Consider the following 16,036-nt stretch of genomic DNA (forward strand, 5'->3'; position numbering starts at 1 on the left):
CCACCGGGCCCCATACCGCAAACCCAGCAGCGCTATCGCGCTGCCCGCTTGTATCCCCGCCCGAGTGGGCGAGGGTTTACGCGGATTTTTGCTAAGAATTGCTCAAATCCAGCGCTCACAACACAAATTGACCTACGTGGGTCTCAGCCTGTCACCGCTCGATACCGTCACCTTCATCCGACTGCACGACGAGGTCTACGTATGCCGCTACGTCGGCGGCCTGCCCAAGGAGTGCGTCTACGACCAGACCAAGATGGTGGTGATCGGCGAGCAGTTCCGCGAGCTAGAGGTGAACCAGCGCTTCTACGGGCACGCCCTACTTGACCGCTCCAACGGCCAGCAGGAGGTGACCCATGGGGCAGGTTGAGCCGACTACCGGGCGCTACCGCAGCCTGCGCCACAGCGCCATCGCCAGCGACCTCTCCGAGCTGCTGGCCCAGGCCGAGGCCAACGAGGTCTCCTAGCTGGCCTTTGCCAACCTGCTGGCCAAGCACGAGCGCCAGACCCGCAACGCGAAGCGCATCGACCTATACCGTCGACATGCCGGCTTCCCCAGCGACAAGCGGCTGGAGGGATTCGACTATCGGCACCAGACCACCATCACCCAGCGCCAGACCTACACCCTGCTGGACTTCGCCTTCCTCCATGACCACGAGAACCTGGCATTCATCGGCCCGCCGGGGCCGGTGCGTAGATCCCGCTCACCAGGCATCGGCGTACCACTCGGCCTCGCATGCTATGCTCCCCATCATCGCCACTTACCATTCTCGCTCGCAGGACTCGCAGGAGGTTGCCTTGTCCGTCACCGGGAAGAAACGCTTGCCCATAGGGATCCAGACCTTCTCCGAGATCATCGACGGGGGCTACTACTATGTCGACAAGACCCCGGTGATCGAGCGCCTGGTCCAGCAGAACAAGTACTACTTCCTCTCCCGCCCGCGACGCTTCGGCAAGAGTCTGCTGCTCGACACCCTGCGCTGTCTGTTCGAGGGGCGACAGGCACTGTTCAAGGGGCTCTACCTTCATGACCGCTGGGACTGGCAGCAGACCCATCCTGTCATCCGCCTCAGCTTTGGCAGCGGTGTGATGCGGACCCGCGAGGAACTCGATGAGCGCATTCGTCACCAACTGCGCAAGAGCCGCGAGTACCTTGACCTGCCCACCACTCCCAAGACAGATATTCCCGGTGAGTTCTCGGACCTGTTGGAGCTGGCGCACCAGGCAACGGGCCAACCGGTTGTGTTGCTGATCGATGAGTATGACAAGCCAATCCTCGACAACCTGCTGGTGCCCGAAAAAGCGCGCGAGCTACGTGAGGGGCTGAAGAATCTCTACAGCGTCATCAAGGACGCTGACCCGCACCTGCACCTGGTGCTGATCACCGGTGTCTCCAAGTTCAGCAAGGTCAGTCTGTTTTCGGGGCTCAACAACCTTAACGATATCACCCTGGACACCCCTTTCAACACGATCTGCGGATATACCGACGACGATATCGATAGGGTCTTCGCTCCGGAGTTACCGGGGCTGGATCGAGACGAGATCCGCCGCTGGTACAATGGCTATCGCTGGGGTGGACCGGAAATGACCTCCGTCTACAACCCCTTCGACGTGCTGTTGCTGCTTCAGAAACGTGAATTCGGGCCTTACTGGTTCGAGAGCGCCACGCCAACGTTTCTGGTGGATATCCTCCAGCGTCGAGGGGTCTTCACGCCTCAGTTGGATAGACTGCAGGCCAAGGCTCAGCTGCTTGGGCGCTTTGACGTCGACGACATCACTACCGAGGGATTGCTGTTCCAGACCGGATATATCACCATCAAAGACGTTCTGGAGCCCATGCTGGGATTCAAGCTTTACACGCTGGGCTTCCCGAACCGGGAGGTCGAGAGCAGTCTCAACGACCTACTTCTGCCTGTACTTGGCATCAGCCAAAGCGAAGCCCAGACCCACCAACTGAGTCTACTGGATATCCTTCAGCGACACGACTTGGCAGGCCTAGAGGCCCACCTCAAGGCCCTCTATGCTGGCCTGCCCCACGACTGGTACCGCAACAACCCGATCGCCAGGTACGAGGGCCACTATGCCAGCGTTTTTTACAGCCACTTCGCCGCACTGGGACTCGACATCACCGTAGAAGACGCCAGCCATCACGGTCGGGTGGACATGACCGTAGAAGCCTTCGGCCACCTCTACCTGTTCGAATTCAAGGTGGTAGAGCAGTTACCCGAGGGCAAGGCGCTGGAACAGATCCAGGCCCGCGGTTATGCCGACAAGTACCGCACCACCGGCAAGCCGATTCACCTGATCGGGGTGGAGTTCTCCCGGGAGAAGCGGCAGATCGTGGCGTTTGATACCGAGACGGAGAGCCCGCCATGACAACGACACACGATCCGCTTGGGATGATATTTGCCTACCGTGTTTTCGATCTCCGCGACCGTTTCCCCGAGCCGGTAGAAACGTTTCGCGAGGCTCTGGAGTGCCTGCAAAGCGACCGCGCTTATCTGCCGGAGCTCAGCGGCGATATCGTGGCCTATCTACGTGGCGGCTACGCCATCACGATCCCTGCCGCCTTCTTTTTACGGCGACAGGGTAATCAGGTCGTCTTGGCGAGCCCTGAAGAAAACGAGCGGATAGAGGCAGAGGTCATAGCTTGGCTGCGCAAGGCCGTGTCAGAGCAAGCGGCGCATCTAGACAAACCGCTGCCTGTCTCGAAGCGCCCATATACCCTGGATGAATTGCTGACCCAGTGTGATCCAAATGCCGCCGACTCTGAAGAACTCCGGCAGTGGCGGGCCATGCCAGATGTGGGACGAGAAGAGTGGTGAGCGAGCAATGCGGGATGAGCGAGTTATTGTCAAATCCTGTGTACGGCAAGTCAGGCGGCAGTCCTGTCTGACTGATCGGTCAGGAGGTGCCAGCCTTCATGCAGCAAGAAGCCCCGACTCAGCCAACCGGTGCTGAATAGTTACACGAGACTTTACTATTTATTTTATGTTTCATCTTTTTGTTATCCTTTTAGGTATTAATGCAAATTGGCTTTAAGTAAAACTATGATTTTGCGTAATACAAATGCCAAGTATTTGATACTAGTTAGCTTGCCGGTTGATTGACTAACACTTTCCCATATTCAGAACGCAGCTTGTTTTTTAATACTTTCCCAGTGGCATTGCGTGGCAATGCTTCCACAAAAATCACGCGATCCGGGATCTGCCACTTGGCAACTTTCCCCTGGTAATGAGTAAGAAGTTCCTCCTCAGTAATATTTGCGTCGGGCATTTTTACTGCCAACAGGATTGGGCGTTCATCCCACTTATCATGGGAGGCCGCCACCACGGCAGCTTCATTGATGGCAGAATGGCCCATTGCGATTCCCTCCAATTCGACTGTAGATATCCATTCACCACCAGATTTAATAATATCTTTTGAGCGGTCACGTATTGTCATAAATCCATCATCATTGATCGAAGCAACATCACCTGTCTCGAACCAACCGTCTTCCTCAAGAGTCTGATTTGGTTCAACACCGAAGTAATCGGCTACCACCCAATGACCACGGATGCGGAGATTTCCCTGAGCAACGCCATCTTCGGGCAGTTGATGACCGTCTTCTCCTACAATTTTGAGCTGCACCCCGTAGGGAGGCCGTCCCTGGCTTTCACGGATTTTGTTTCTTCCTTCCTCCGAAAGAGTATTGTGTTTCGACAGCAGTGCGTTGACGGTTCCGATCGGTGATGTTTCTGTCATTCCCCATGCATGGACAACTTCTACGCCATACTTACCACGAAACTCCGACATCATTGAGGGCGGACAAGCGCTACCCCCTATCACCGTCCGTTTAAGCGACTGTGCCGAGGAGCCAAGCTCGTCCAAAGCCGAGAGAAGTCCCTGCCAAATCGTAGGCACACCCAGCGCAATCGTTACGCTTTCTGAATCGATCAGCTTGACCAAACTTTGCCCATCCAGGCCAGGACCAGGCAACACCAGTTTGGCTCCAACCATCGCCGTAATGTAGGGTACCCCCCACGCATTTACGTGAAACATAGGAACAACCGGCATCACCACGTCCCGTGCCGATAAATTCAGTGCGTCGGGTTGAGCAGCTACCAGCGCGTGCAGAACGGTGGAGCGGTGTGAATAGAGCACCCCTTTGGGATTTCCGGTGGTGCCCGATGTATAGCAGAGGCTTGAGGCCTGGTTTTCGGCGATTTCAGGCCAATTCGCGTTAGGCGTTCCTCGCTGGAGAAACTCTTCATAAAACAACAAGCCTGGAAATTGCGCTGCAATTTCTTCGTCCGGTTCGGACATCAATACAAATTTCTCAACCGTCTCCAGTCGGTCTCGGATATTTGAAACAATGGTAAGGAACGTTTTGTCAAAGAATATGACTTTGTCTTGAGCATTGTTGATAACGTAAACGAGTTGTTCTGGAAACAGTCGCGGGTTAATGGTGTGACACACCATCCCGCCACCAGAGATGCCAAAGTAACATTCCAGGTGCCCCACGTTATTCCAACAAATGGTCGCGCACCGATCCCCCTGGACATAGCCTGCCGTTCGAAGCGCTGACGCAAGTTGTCGCGACCGCTCCGAAACAGTTGCCCAGTCAGATCGACTGGGATTTCCATCCGTTCCTATCGACACAATCTCAGCGTCTCCATGGTAGCGAGCAGCATGGTCGATCAAGGAATTCACGGTGAGCTCCATGTTCATCATTTGGCCAAGCACGTTTATCTCCTGTCGTTTTTGTAGTTGGTTGACGCGAGTATCTGGCGTCATTAAGGTCCAATGTAGAAGGCATAATCCGGGTTTGAACCTAAACATTTCCCAAGAGGATGTCGGCTGCATTTTCGGCAATCATCATGGTGGGTGCGTTGGTGTTACCGGCAACCAAACTGGGCATTATCGAGGCATCGACAACTCTTAGCCCTTCAATCCCTCTGACTTTTAATTCCGGATCAACGACTGAATCCGGGTCCGCGCCCATGCGACAGGTTCCTACGGGATGGTAGATTGTCTCTGCATTTTCGCGGATAAAGTCTGCAATCTGGCTGTCCGAAGACACCGAGCTTCCGGGCTTAATTTCTCGTTTACTATGTAAAGCCATCGTCGGCGCCCCGAGTATCCGCCGTCCAAATTTAACGGCCGAAATCATTGTATTGATGTCTTCGGGGTTACTGAGATAATTGGGCTGAATCAATGGGTCGGCCAATGGGTCAGGGCTTTTGAGCCCAATAAAACCGCGGCTTCTGGGCATTAGATCGCAAATATGCAAGGTGTACCCATACCCGGCCATCACTTTTCGCCCATGATCCTTCAGGTAAGTTGGCAAAAAGTGGAATTGCACATTGGGCCGTTCGCGCGAGGGTTCGGATTTAACAAAGCCTCCGGACTCGGCAACATTACTGGTAAGAAATCCACGTCGCGCAAAGATATATGAGAAGAATGCACCCACCCCCCGAAACAGGAAACTGGGGGCAACACCAATAGGCAAACGTGAGTTCGCCGCGTGCATCAGCGTAATATCCAAATGATCAACCAGATTCTGGCCGACTTCAGGAAGATGATGCACAAGGGGGATCCCGTGTTTTCCGAGCTCTTCGCTATCACCGATTCCCGAAAGCATAAGTAGTTGTGGTGAATGAACCGCACCACCAGACAATATGATTTCACCGCCGTTATTGAGTCTGAGCTGGCGATATTCGCCCCCCTGGTTCAGTGTCACGCCGACTGCCCGCTTACCGTCCATTACCACCCGGGTTACCCGCGCGTCCGTTAGCACATCAAGATTAGGCCGGTTCTCCGCGACACGCAGAAATGCCTGCGCTGAACTCCAACGGCGACCATTTTTTTGTGTCACCTGGTAGAGTCCCAATCCCTCTTGCGTCTCTCCATTAAAGTCCGTGTTTATCGGGAGCTCTACATGAGGTGCCGCTCGAACAAAATCTCGACTCAACGGATTGACTGATTTGAGTTCACTTACGGTGAGCTCACCGCCCTCCCCATGGTAAGAATCTGCGCCAAAACGTTTATTATCTTCCAGTCGACGAAACAATTTTAAAGCGCGATCCCATCCCCAGAGGTCTGTCCCGGCAACTTGACCCCAGTGGTCATAATCGGCTTTGTGACCTCTGATATAGACCATGGCGTTGATAGAAGAGGACCCGCCAAGTGTTTTCCCACGAGGCCAAAACAGGCGGCGCTCCTTCAGATGTTCTTGAGGTTCGGTTTCAAGAGCCCAATTCAGCTTTTTACTATTGGAAAGGAGTGCTATACCTATAGGCATATGTATGAGTGGATTTTTATCCTTTGGGCCCGCTTCTAGCAACGCTACTCGCTTTGAAGAGTCCGCCGTAAGCCGATTGGCCAATACACAGCCCGCCGATCCCGCACCGACAATAATGTAATCGTACATAATAACTCTCTTATTATTTGATTATACTCAGCCCAGAATACGAACAGCAGCCTCTATAAGACGCCGGACCCAGGCTGTATAGGGTGGAAAAAGAAGATGCATAAGAGAATGTTTATCCTCCATCAACGCCTTTTCATGCGAAAAAGCGCGGAAACCGTATTCACCGTGTGCCGCCCCTATCCCGGAATTATTAACTCCACCAAACGGCAGGCCCGGATGTAGAAAATGCACCACTGTAAGGTTGACTCCTACAGCGCCGGAGCTCGTTCGCTCGATAATATCCGTGGCAAAAGCCTCGTTTTTGTCGAATATGTAAAGCGCAAGCGGTTTAGGGTTATCGTTGATTTTCTTGATAACCAGATCAATATCGTCGAATTCAATAACGGGTAAGATCGGGCCGAATAACTCCTCACGTGAAATATCCATGTCGCTCGATACATTTGAAATCAACGTCGGAGCAATAAAATTCTCTTCAGCATCTGTAATACCACCTTCGAAGACGTTTGCGCCTTTGCTTTTGGCATCATCTATCAGGTTTGACACGCGCTGAAAATGACGGGCATTTACAATCCGGCAATAGTCAGCCGTCAATTTCCGGGCTTCAGGTGTTTTTCCGTAGGTGCGTCCGATTTGCTGTTTAAGCGCGTCATTGAATTGGTTCGCGATACTTCTGTGTACAAAAACATGGTCCGGAGCGATGCAGGTCTGGCCGTTATTGGCAAACTTCCCCCAGACAATGTATCTGGCAGCCTTTTTGATGTTGGCATCTGGACCTACAATGGTCGGGGATTTCCCCCCCAGCTCCAGTGTCACCGAGGTAAGGTTCCTGGCGGCAGCCTCCATGACCAGCTTGCCGACCGCGGGGCTGCCAGTGAAGAATATGTGGTCGAAGGGTAAGGCCAAGAGTTTCTGTGCCACCTTGGCATCACCCTCAATCACGGAAACCAGATCGGGAGGGAAGGTTTCGGCGACAATGTTGGCAATCACCTTTGAGGTATGTGGTGTCATTTCCGAGGGTTTAATGATGGCTCCGTTCCCTGCAGCCAACGCTGAGACGAGAGGTCCGAGCGCAAGATTGAGCGGATAATTCCACGGTGCAATAATCAGGCACACTCCCTTTGGTTCTGGCCGAACATAAGATTTCGTGCCCAGAACACCAACGGATGCAGCCACTCGCTTCGGACGCATCCATTTACGCAAGTGTTTTTTAGTGTGTCGAATTTCCTGAAGCACCGGCAGGAGTTCAGTTAATTTGACTTCTGGAGCGGGTTTTCGAAAGTCCGCCGCGCAAGCCGCAATGATGTTTGATTCGTAGCGTTTAATTGAATCCCGCAGCTGGTCGAGCTGCGCTATTCGAGCCTCCAAGGTAAAACTTCCTCGACGCGCAAGTTGTGCCCGCTGTAGGGCCGCGAACGTTGAATCAATCGTATCGCTGGTTGACACATTGGGCAGCCCAACCTTCGCCAGACTAGCAATCTGCATTATAAAATCACCTCTTGCCGAACGAGACTGTTGTTATTTTCCATCGGATTACTAGTCTTCATAGAGGACATAGTCCTCTTTTGTGGCACCACAGTCCGGACAGCACCAATCGTCTGGAATATCTTCAAAACGAGTGCCGGCAGGGAAGCCTTCGGCTTCATCTCCGAGAGCTTCATCGTAGATATGGCCGCAAGTGATGCAGACCCACTTCCGATAGGTATCTTTTTGAGTCGAGTCTTTCGGCGATTTTGAAGAGTTAGGCTTGGGTTTCGCTTTGGGCTTTGTTTTATTTTTAGCTGAAGGAGTAGATGCGCCCGTTGCTTTCTGCGATGCTCCCTCGGTCTTAGCTTGGCTGGCAGGGCGGACCGCTGTATTGGTTGCGGACACCGAAAGTTCCGGGTTCGCTTCTTGAAGCGCAACGAAGTCAACCTTATCCCTGACGGCACAGTCTGGACAGGACCAGTCTTCAGGAATTTTTTCCCAGGTCGTTCCTGCAGGAAAGCCTTCGTGCGGATCACCAACCACTTCGTCGTATACATAACCACAATCAGGGCATTGATATTTAGCCATTTAGAGCACCTTTCAAACGATATTATTGTCTTTGTTTTGGTAGCGCCCGACGCGCACCCTCTTTCAGGTGCACGTCAGAGGCTCTTTTTCTGCAACGTAAATAAAGTAAACGAGGTATATAAGTTCCGATTAGCCGATCATTTAGCCGCGGCGGTATCGACTGATTCAGAATCAGTCCCACCAAATTTACGCTCATAGAATTCACGCTTGCCGGGTTGAATCTGAATCTTATCGAGATCTCCTTTAGCCCAATCCAGCACCCGGTGGTCCATTATCGAGCGGAACCATGAGGGAAACATTGCGGCCAGGAACATCCCGGGATATCCCGATGGTAAGGAAGGCAGGTCTTTGAAGTCGCGAAGCGATTGATAGGACCTTGTAGGATGGGCGTGATGGTCGGAATGTCGTTGCAAATGAAACAGAATCAGGTTCGACATAATATGGTTTGAGTTCCATGAGTGGTGCGGTTGTTGACGCTCATAACGTCCATCCGACATCTTCTCGCGCAGCAATCCGTAATGCTCAATGTAGTTGGCGCTGGTCAGCTGCCACCAGCCAAAGGCCATTTGAATGGGCAAAAAGATCAGCATTAAGGGACCAAAAAACGCCAGCAATCCCGCATAAAGCACAGCGGTCAAAATCATAGGCTGAAGAACTTCGTTCTCCAGGCTCCAGACACTTTTTCCACAACGACTGAGGCGCTGTTCCTCTAAATCCCATGCCCGCTTGAAAGCACCGGGAATTTCACGCAGTGAGAATGCGTAAATGGACTCACCCATGCGGGATGTCGCCGGGTCCATCGGCGTAGCCACATCACGGTGATGCCCCTTATTGTGCTCAATGAAGAAATGACCATATCCGACCACGGCGAGGACAAGCTTCGCCATCCAACGGTCAAACGTTTCTTTTTTATGGCCAAGTTCGTGGCCTGTGTTCAGGGCCAGACCATTCACGATTCCCAGGGAAAGGGCCAATGCCAGAAACTCGAAAACATTCATTGGTTGCGTGGATACCCACCAGGCACTGACAACCAAGGCGGCATAGTGAATAGGAACCGTCAAGTAGGTCAGTACCCGGTAGTAACGATCCTGTTCAAGCCGAGGCACGGCCGACTCGGGGGGGTTGGAAAAATCCTCTCCAAACATGGCATCAATCAAGGGAACTGCGCCATACCAAAGGATCAACACCAATCCGTACCAAATGCTCCATCCAGTTTGGGATACCAAATAAAGGCCAATAAGAGGCGTCGCTGGCCACAGCACAGAAAGGACCCACAGGTGGCGTTTTCTGTCCACATAGTTTTCGGCATCAGGCTCTTTCTGAAGAGACTCTGTTGTTAAGACATTTTCTGAAATTGACATTAGGATCACCTTATTGTTATCAGATTCATCATTTTTCTACATGTGCGAACACCGAGTTCCTCAGGTGAACGGGCTAGTTGTGCACACCTACAGGATTTGCTAGAACTGGAAATCGAGCAACTACTCGAATAGGTAGTTTTCGCACTAGACATGAGTTAAGCTCAAGTCTTGTGTATGGAGGGAAGTCGAGAGGGTGACGTATCCTGCTGATTGAATCGACAAGCGCCGCATCCGCGACGTGGAGCGGCTGTTCCAGGTCGGCCTGACCTTCTTCTGATGGAACTTCAGGGGAGCTTTCTGTGATCAGCCGCGAATGAGCCGTGGGCAGGAGAGAGCCTGGTGGCGGAGTTCACCACGGTCACCGGGCGGTGGCTGCTACACCGCTAAAGGCCAGATATACGTCGTCCAACACAACATTCATATGAGCAAGCAGGGCGTCATCATCCGGGCAGCGCTCTCGGGCGCCGCTCAGCATCAGCTTCAGCCCAGCTGCCTCGGGCACTGGCGCTCCTCCGACGTCCAAGTAGTGCACCAGTTCTCCGAGTCTGACCAGCGCACCATCCGCCACCAGTCCGAAACTCGCCAGCAATACCTCGAAGGTGACCTTGTCGTCGACGTGGGTGAAGGCGGCACCGTCGAAATCGAACCCCAATGCCTCCGCCGGACACTGCTCGGGGCTTTCCATCCACAGGAAACGCGCCTCGGGGTCGATGAAGCGCTGGATCAACCAGGCCGAGGCCACGCGATCCACCCAGAGGTGACGACGGGTAGCCCATAGTCGGCCGCGAAATTCGCTGCACTCTAGACGGGGAATCTCGCCCCGGGTGGCCTTGGGCTCATCGGGGACGAAGCTGCGGTTGTAGGTCGCCTCGGCGTCTGCCAGGGCCATGACGGCTTGCTCTTTTGCTGCCCCTGGAAAGAAATCGATCTCGACGATCGCTTGAAAGCGCCGCTGCAGCTGAAGAAGCCTGCGCTGCGCCTCACGCTCCTCCAGGCTGGGGCACTCCTGCTGCCAATGGGCGACTGCCTCGAGTAACTCCTGATAGTTCGAATCCCTGTCGAAGAGGGATGGCAACACCTCCCTTGTCTCCATGCTCGTGTCACCTACCTCGAGCAGCAGGGTCTTCCCTTCCAAGGCCTGGATAGCATCGGCCTGGTGTTGCAGCGCCTGATGTCGTGCCGGGCTTGCCGGCAATAGATAGACGCCGTCACGCAGGACGGCCGCGCCCATGCTGCGCAAGGCTCGCCAGATCCGCATGCGCGTGCTGCCGGCCCGCCCGCTCAGGCTCATGACCAGTATCAGCCAGCGTCTTTCGTCGTCTACCATGTCATCCATCTTTGTTGTTCACGTAACATGCGTGTTATACGCTCTACATAACTATGGCGCCATCGTCTTTGTGAGAGTGTACATGCCCCCTGTCAATGAAACGCCCCATCAGGTTCCCTTTCGCGAGGCCGTGATGGTCTGGCTGCGAGTGGCAATGCTGAGCTTCGGCGGCCCAGCCGGCCAGATAGCGGTGATGCATCGCATCCTCGTCGAAGAAAAGAAGTGGATCGGCGAGAAGCGTTTCCTGCACGCCCTCAACTACTGCATGATGCTGCCCGGGCCGGAGGCCCAGCAGCTGGCCATCTACATCGGCTGGCTGATGCACCGCACTCGGGGTGGCCTGGTGGCGGGCAGTCTCTTCGTACTGCCCGGCTTCATCGCCATCCTGGCGCTGAGCTACCTCTATGCCGCGTTGGGCAATGTAGGCCTGGTAGAGGGGCTCTTCTTCGGCCTCAAGGCGGCGGTGCTCGCGGTGGTGCTCAACGCCGTGGTCCGGATCGGCAAGCGGGCGCTGCGCAATCGGGTGATGATCGGCTTGGCGGCGGCGGCCTTCGTGGCGATCTTCTTTCTCGAACTCGCCTTCCCGCTGATCATCCTGGGGGCGGCCTTGATCGGTTTCTGGGGCGGCCGGCGCGGTATGAAGGTCTTCGAGGCGGGTGGCGGTCACGGGCAGAGCGGCGGTCAGGGACTCAGCGACCGCGACTCACTGCTCGGCGAGGGGCTGCCGGCCCATGCGCGCCCCAACCGCAGCTGGTCGCTGCGTGTCTCGGCGATCTTCCTGTTGCTGTGGCTGACGCCGGTGGCGCTGTTACTGGTTACGCTGGGGGGTGACAACGTCTTCAGCCAGATCGCCACCTTCTTCAGCAAGATGGCGGTGGTCACCTTTGGCGGCGCCTATGCGGTGCTGGGCTACGTGTCCCAGGAGGCGGTACAGAACTACGGCTGGCTGGCCCCGGGCGAGATGCTCGACGGCCTGGGCATGGCCGAGACCACCCCGGGACCGCTGATCCAGGTGGTGCAGTTCGTCGGCTTCATGGGCGCCTATCGCGAGGCCATCGGGCTCGACCCCATGCTGGCGGCGACGCTCGCGGCGGTGCTCACCACCTGGGTCACCTTCGTGCCCTGCTTCCTGTGGATTTTCCTCGGCGCTCCTTATGTGGAGCGGCTGCGAGACAACCGCGCCCTCAGCGCTGCGCTGTCGGCCATCACTGCCGCGGTGGTGGGGGTGATCCTCAACCTGGCGATCTGGTTCGGTCTGCACGTGATCTTCACTGAGGTGGCCGAGCGGCACCTGCTCGGGGTGCGCCTGCTGATCCCGCAGCTGGGCACCCTGGACCCCCTGGCCCTGCTGCTGGCCGCCGGGGCAATGGTCGCTATCTTTCGCTTTCAGGTCGGCATGCTCAAGGTGCTGGGGGGCTGCGCGCTGCTTGGCATTCTCCTTTCCCTGGCGCTTTGATGAGCCGAGCCTGGCGACACGGTTCAGGGAGTGCACCCAAGAACCAAAAAAAGAAGAGGCCGGGTATACCGGTGCCGCCCCGCAGGGCAGCACCGGTGCTATGTCGTGATCATCCACTGGATCCTAGAGGTCACCCCTCTCCGCCAAGGATATGCAGCGGTCGCCACCGACTACGATATGGTCGATGACCCGTACCTCGATCAGTGCCAGGGCGTCACTGAGTCGTTGGGTAATGCGCCGGTCGGCGTCGCTGGGCTCGGGATCACCACTGGGGTGGTTGTGGACAAAGATCACCGCCGCGGCGTTGTGGGCCAGGGCACGCTTCACCACTTCCCGGGGATAGACGCTGGCCGAGTCGATGGTGCCCCGGAACAGCGTCTCGAAGTGGATCAACCGGTGTTGGCTGTCCAGGAACAGGGCGCTGAACACTTCGTGCTCGTAACCCTGGAAGAGTACCTGCAGGTAGTCGAAGACCAGGTTCGGCCGGGTGAGCTTGCGGCCCCTGGCCAGCTTCCGCCTGGCAAAGGCCTGAGCGATGCTGACCAGCTCCGCTTCGGTGATGGGGGCGGTGATGTCGTAGGTGCCGGCGACCTCGCCGGCCTTGAGCTTACGGTGATTCATGATCCTTCTCCTCAGGCCGCCATCACTTGCGCCACGCGGCGCTCCATTTCCTCGTAGAAGACCTCGACTCGCTCTGCAATGGTGCGGATCAGCGCTTCGTCCCGGTAGGCCCGCTTCACGAACAGCGGCATTCCCGGCCAGTAGCTGACAAAGTCGATCCACTCCCGCTCGCTGACCCAGAGGCCGCCCTGGCACTGCGCTACGTGCTCCTGGGGCAGTTCACCCTCGAGCAGCAGCTCGACCTGGTACTTGGGCAGCTTGGTCTTGATCTCCACCAGGCCATTCCCGTCCACCAGGCAGTCGGGGGAGTAGCCCACGCCGTGGTTGAGGATGATGCCGACCTGCTCCAGCCGGGGCAGGCCGCTGGCCTCGTGATAGAGCTCCCGGGCCATGGGCTCCAGTTCATGGCCGCGCTGGGTGTGGACGTTGCCGGGGAAGGCATCCGAGGGCTCGCCGGTGATGCGCTCGCCGATCAGCTGATGCATGTAGCTCAGGGCCCCGGCGCCGAACCCTCCCGGCCCCTTGCCCTTGACCAGCAGGGTCTTCAGTTCGGACATGGTGACGATGCCCAGGCGTGCGGCATGCCACTCGGGCGTGCCCTGTTCCAGTGTCAGAATCTGCATGACGATTCTCCTTGATGACACGACGGCATAGCCGGCGAGGGACGCCCCTCGCCGATCTGCCAGTCAGTGACGTTGATGGGTGGGCAGTGCCCGTTTGGTGAGAGATGCACGCAGCTTGTCAAAGTCGCTGCGCGGCACCTGCTCGGCCTCGCCGTACTTGCCGACGAACCACTCCTGGGTGGTGGGCGGACAGGCCGCGATCAGCTGCTTCAGCTGCCCCGCCTGGAAGGGCGTGACGCGCTTCACCGGGGCGGCGGCATGGCCGTCGTCGTCCTGCCCCCGGGTGGTGATGTTGAGCAGCGCGCACAGCACGTAGCGCTTGCCGTAGCTGGTCGAGGAGCCGAAGGCCTGCACCGCGTTCTTGCTGCCGCTGGTGTCGGCCGGCAGCAGCATGCTGGTCTCCTCGCGGTGACCGTCCTTGTGCATCAGCACGCCGGTGACCTGGATGCCGCGCTCCTGGGTCTGGATACGGAAGCTCACCGCAAAGCCGTGCCGCTTCATGATCGGCCGAACGGTGTCGACGATATCCTCCAGGGTGGCGTAGTAGCCGGTGTTGGTCTTGCCGCGCTCGGCGATGCTGGGCAACTCCGTTTGCATGGCCGCCATGGCGGCGCTGTAGGCCATCAGCGCCTGGCGGTCGAGCACGCGCTCCTGCATCTGCAGCAGGCGCTCCATCTTGTCGATATCGACTTGGGGGTTGAGGGCCGCTCGCTCGATCACCTGGATGATCGCCGTGCTTTCTTGAAGCGGCGCCGAGGGAACCGGCGCCGGCTCGGCAGGGCCCGCCGGGGAGTGGCGGGTGACCTGGCCGTTGGGCTTGCCATGCTGGGGGTGGATGGGGGTTGCCATGGGATTCTCCTGGTGGATTCAGCGGTACTGGTTGATGACGTCCTGGAGCTGATCGGCGGGGACCGGCTCCAGCGACACGACCACGCGGAATACCCGGCCCTCGGCCAGCACGTGGGTCTGGGCTTGTGTTTCACCGGCGCCGAGCAGCTGGCGAGCCAGCAGGGTCAGCGCCCGACAGGTTTCAAACGGAATTCGGGGTTGCATGGGGTCCTCCAGACGCAGAAACGCCCAGCCTGTGAGGGGCCGGGCGCTATGCCGTAATGGTTGAGGTGAGTGGTGAAAAGGTGAAGAGGTGAATGGGTGGAAGGGAGGTGTCAACGTCAGGCCACCAGCGCCATGGCGGACTCCAGGGCCTTGTCCTTGAGGTTGGCGCCCTGGCCGAACCAGGCCGAGTCCATGCGGTAGTCGTTGCTGCGCGCCCGCTTCTCATGGTCGACGTACTCGGTGATGGCGTTGAGCAGGCCCCAGGCGGTGCCCTGGGCCGTGCACAGCTGTGAGCCCCGCCCTTCGCCGTGGTAGAGCTTCTGGACGCGGTTGAGGGCCCGCACGTTGGGCAGCTTGGAGGGATCGTCCAGCGGCTCCTCGGCGTTGCAGATCACCGACTGGAAGTAAGCCTTCACTTCCTCCTGGCTGACCTTGCGCTCGGCCAGGGTCTTCATGCGGTACATGAAGTCGTCCCACTGCGCGACCGAGATGCCCAGCTGCTGCTTGACCCGCTGCGGGTTGAACTCGGTGCTGTGGGGCACCTTCACCCCCTGGCTCATGCCATCCACCGCGATGGTCAGGGTGTTGTTGCAGACCACCCGTACCGAGGTCGGTGTGGCCACCGTGGCAAGGGACCCGTCACAGGAGGTCGCCAGCAACAGGTAGGCGTTGACCTGGTCCTGGCCCTTCAACGCCGTGCCCAGGCCGCTACGGGCCAGCGCCCAGAACTTGCGGCCGCCCTTGAGCACCCCCGCGGTCTCCAGCTCATAGCCGGCGTACTCGGTCAAGTCGCGGTAGAACTCCAGCACCTCCTCGGGCTGGACCACCTTGTAGCGCTGGGAGACCACCGACAGCGGTGCCCGGGTATCCGAGCGGTAGAGCACCTTCTGCTCCGGGAAGGAGTGGATGCTGCCCAGGTGGCCGGCACCATCGGCGATGAAGCGCACCGGGGAGGATTCGATGTGCCAGTCCATGCCGGCTTGCTGCCGCCAGACCTCGAGGGGTTGGTGACGCGACAGCTGCTGCCCCAGGCCGTGCCAGGGGGTATCGCCGACATAGGCCATCTGTTCGATTTGGTGTGCCATAGGAAGGCTCCTTGACGAAAAAAGCCGGCAGATCGCCGGCGAGTAGGGG

Annotated in this window: 14 protein-coding genes and 1 pseudogene; 4 read left to right on the top strand and 11 right to left on the bottom strand. The window is 57.2% G+C overall.

Going from position 1 to position 16,036, the window contains the following annotated elements; translation table 11 throughout:
• Positions 1-124: 124 nt before the first annotated feature.
• From D1793_RS18515 to D1793_RS18530, 3 genes and pseudogenes are all read left to right on the top strand, one after another.
• Positions 125-316: pseudogene (locus D1793_RS18515) on the top strand (IS21 family transposase); the annotation flags it as partial.
• Between the two features lie 479 nt (positions 317-795).
• Positions 796-2,373, top strand: coding sequence for an ATP-binding protein (locus D1793_RS18525; protein ID WP_205527578.1), 1,578 nt, complete (start codon positions 796-798; stop codon positions 2,371-2,373).
• Positions 2,370-2,822 (top strand): hypothetical protein, encoded by a 453-nt coding sequence (locus D1793_RS18530; protein WP_119023427.1) that lies wholly within the window; start codon positions 2,370-2,372, stop codon positions 2,820-2,822. Before D1793_RS18525 ends, D1793_RS18530 begins: the two co-directional genes overlap by 4 nt.
• Positions 2,823-3,087: 265 nt before the next feature.
• Here D1793_RS18530 and D1793_RS18535 read toward each other — a convergent pair whose 3' ends face one another.
• From D1793_RS18535 to D1793_RS18560, 6 genes are all read right to left on the bottom strand, one after another.
• A complete protein-coding gene (locus D1793_RS18535) occupies positions 3,088-4,773 on the bottom strand; it encodes a long-chain-fatty-acid--CoA ligase (protein ID WP_276111018.1) in 1,686 nt (561 codons plus the stop codon).
• Positions 4,774-4,810: 37 nt separating this feature from the next.
• The gene (locus D1793_RS18540) at positions 4,811-6,409 is read right to left on the bottom strand and encodes a choline dehydrogenase (RefSeq protein ID WP_103970576.1); all 1,599 of its coding nucleotides are present in this window, start codon (positions 6,407-6,409) and stop codon (positions 4,811-4,813) included.
• A 27-nt stretch (positions 6,410-6,436) separates the two neighbouring features.
• Positions 6,437-7,891 (bottom strand): aldehyde dehydrogenase family protein, encoded by a 1,455-nt coding sequence (locus D1793_RS18545; RefSeq protein ID WP_103970577.1) that lies wholly within the window; start codon positions 7,889-7,891, stop codon positions 6,437-6,439.
• Positions 7,892-7,942: 51 nt separating this feature from the next.
• On the bottom strand, positions 7,943-8,461 hold the full coding sequence (locus tag D1793_RS20130) for a rubredoxin (RefSeq protein WP_011783984.1): 519 nt from the start codon (positions 8,459-8,461) through the stop codon (positions 7,943-7,945).
• Positions 8,462-8,598: 137 nt separating this feature from the next.
• Positions 8,599-9,822: an alkane 1-monooxygenase gene (locus D1793_RS18555; RefSeq protein ID WP_119023429.1), complete on the bottom strand. Its 1,224-nt coding sequence runs from the start codon at positions 9,820-9,822 to the stop codon at positions 8,599-8,601.
• Positions 9,823-10,180: 358 nt separating this feature from the next.
• Positions 10,181-11,149 (bottom strand): chromate resistance protein ChrB domain-containing protein, encoded by a 969-nt coding sequence (locus D1793_RS18560; protein WP_240407721.1) that lies wholly within the window; start codon positions 11,147-11,149, stop codon positions 10,181-10,183.
• Between the two features lie 82 nt (positions 11,150-11,231).
• Here D1793_RS18560 and chrA point away from each other — a divergent pair, with 82 nt between their 5' ends.
• Positions 11,232-12,605 (top strand): chromate efflux transporter, encoded by a 1,374-nt coding sequence (gene chrA, locus D1793_RS18565; RefSeq protein WP_119023430.1) that lies wholly within the window; start codon positions 11,232-11,234, stop codon positions 12,603-12,605.
• A 123-nt stretch (positions 12,606-12,728) separates the two neighbouring features.
• Here the strand turns inward: chrA and radC are convergent, their stop codons facing one another.
• The 5 genes from radC to D1793_RS18590 all read right to left on the bottom strand — a co-directional run bounded on the left by radC (position 12,729) and on the right by D1793_RS18590 (position 15,987).
• Complete coding sequence (radC, locus tag D1793_RS18570) at positions 12,729-13,226, bottom strand: DNA repair protein RadC (RefSeq protein ID WP_119023431.1); 498 nt, start codon at positions 13,224-13,226, stop codon at positions 12,729-12,731.
• Between the two features lie 11 nt (positions 13,227-13,237).
• The gene (locus D1793_RS18575) at positions 13,238-13,849 is read right to left on the bottom strand and encodes a lambda exonuclease family protein (RefSeq protein ID WP_119023432.1); all 612 of its coding nucleotides are present in this window, start codon (positions 13,847-13,849) and stop codon (positions 13,238-13,240) included.
• Positions 13,850-13,912: 63 nt separating this feature from the next.
• Positions 13,913-14,698 carry an ERF family protein gene (locus D1793_RS18580; protein WP_240407723.1) on the bottom strand — a complete coding sequence of 262 codons (786 nt, stop codon included), beginning with the start codon at positions 14,696-14,698 and terminating at the stop codon, positions 13,913-13,915.
• A gap of 18 nt (positions 14,699-14,716) precedes the next feature.
• Positions 14,717-14,902: a hypothetical protein gene (locus D1793_RS18585; protein WP_119023433.1), complete on the bottom strand. Its 186-nt coding sequence runs from the start codon at positions 14,900-14,902 to the stop codon at positions 14,717-14,719.
• A 116-nt stretch (positions 14,903-15,018) separates the two neighbouring features.
• Positions 15,019-15,987 carry a DUF932 domain-containing protein gene (locus D1793_RS18590; protein ID WP_119023434.1) on the bottom strand — a complete coding sequence of 323 codons (969 nt, stop codon included), beginning with the start codon at positions 15,985-15,987 and terminating at the stop codon, positions 15,019-15,021.
• Positions 15,988-16,036: the final 49 nt, after the last annotated feature.

The organism is Halomonas sp. JS92-SW72, assembly GCF_003547075.1.
GTDB lineage: Bacteria > Pseudomonadota > Gammaproteobacteria > Pseudomonadales > Halomonadaceae > Halomonas > Halomonas alkalicola.

Excerpts from the sequence above, each read along its gene's own strand:
- D1793_RS18530 (WP_119023427.1), top strand. The coding sequence starts at position 2,370 with ATGACAACGACACACGATCCGCTTGGGATGATATTTGCCTACCGTGTT.
- D1793_RS18535 (WP_276111018.1), bottom strand. The coding sequence starts at position 4,773 with ATGACGCCAGATACTCGCGTCAACCAACTACAAAAACGACAGGAGATA.
- D1793_RS18540 (WP_103970576.1), bottom strand. The coding sequence starts at position 6,409 with ATGTACGATTACATTATTGTCGGTGCGGGATCGGCGGGCTGTGTATTG.
- D1793_RS18545 (WP_103970577.1), bottom strand. The coding sequence starts at position 7,891 with ATGCAGATTGCTAGTCTGGCGAAGGTTGGGCTGCCCAATGTGTCAACC.
- D1793_RS20130 (WP_011783984.1), bottom strand. The coding sequence starts at position 8,461 with ATGGCTAAATATCAATGCCCTGATTGTGGTTATGTATACGACGAAGTG.
- D1793_RS18555 (WP_119023429.1), bottom strand. The coding sequence starts at position 9,822 with ATGTCAATTTCAGAAAATGTCTTAACAACAGAGTCTCTTCAGAAAGAG.
- D1793_RS18560 (WP_240407721.1), bottom strand. The coding sequence starts at position 11,149 with ATGGTAGACGACGAAAGACGCTGGCTGATACTGGTCATGAGCCTGAGC.
- chrA (WP_119023430.1), top strand. The coding sequence starts at position 11,232 with ATGCCCCCTGTCAATGAAACGCCCCATCAGGTTCCCTTTCGCGAGGCC.
- radC (WP_119023431.1), bottom strand. The coding sequence starts at position 13,226 with ATGAATCACCGTAAGCTCAAGGCCGGCGAGGTCGCCGGCACCTACGAC.
- D1793_RS18575 (WP_119023432.1), bottom strand. The coding sequence starts at position 13,849 with ATGCAGATTCTGACACTGGAACAGGGCACGCCCGAGTGGCATGCCGCA.
- D1793_RS18580 (WP_240407723.1), bottom strand. The coding sequence starts at position 14,698 with ATGGCAACCCCCATCCACCCCCAGCATGGCAAGCCCAACGGCCAGGTC.
- D1793_RS18585 (WP_119023433.1), bottom strand. The coding sequence starts at position 14,902 with ATGCAACCCCGAATTCCGTTTGAAACCTGTCGGGCGCTGACCCTGCTG.
- D1793_RS18590 (WP_119023434.1), bottom strand. The coding sequence starts at position 15,987 with ATGGCACACCAAATCGAACAGATGGCCTATGTCGGCGATACCCCCTGG.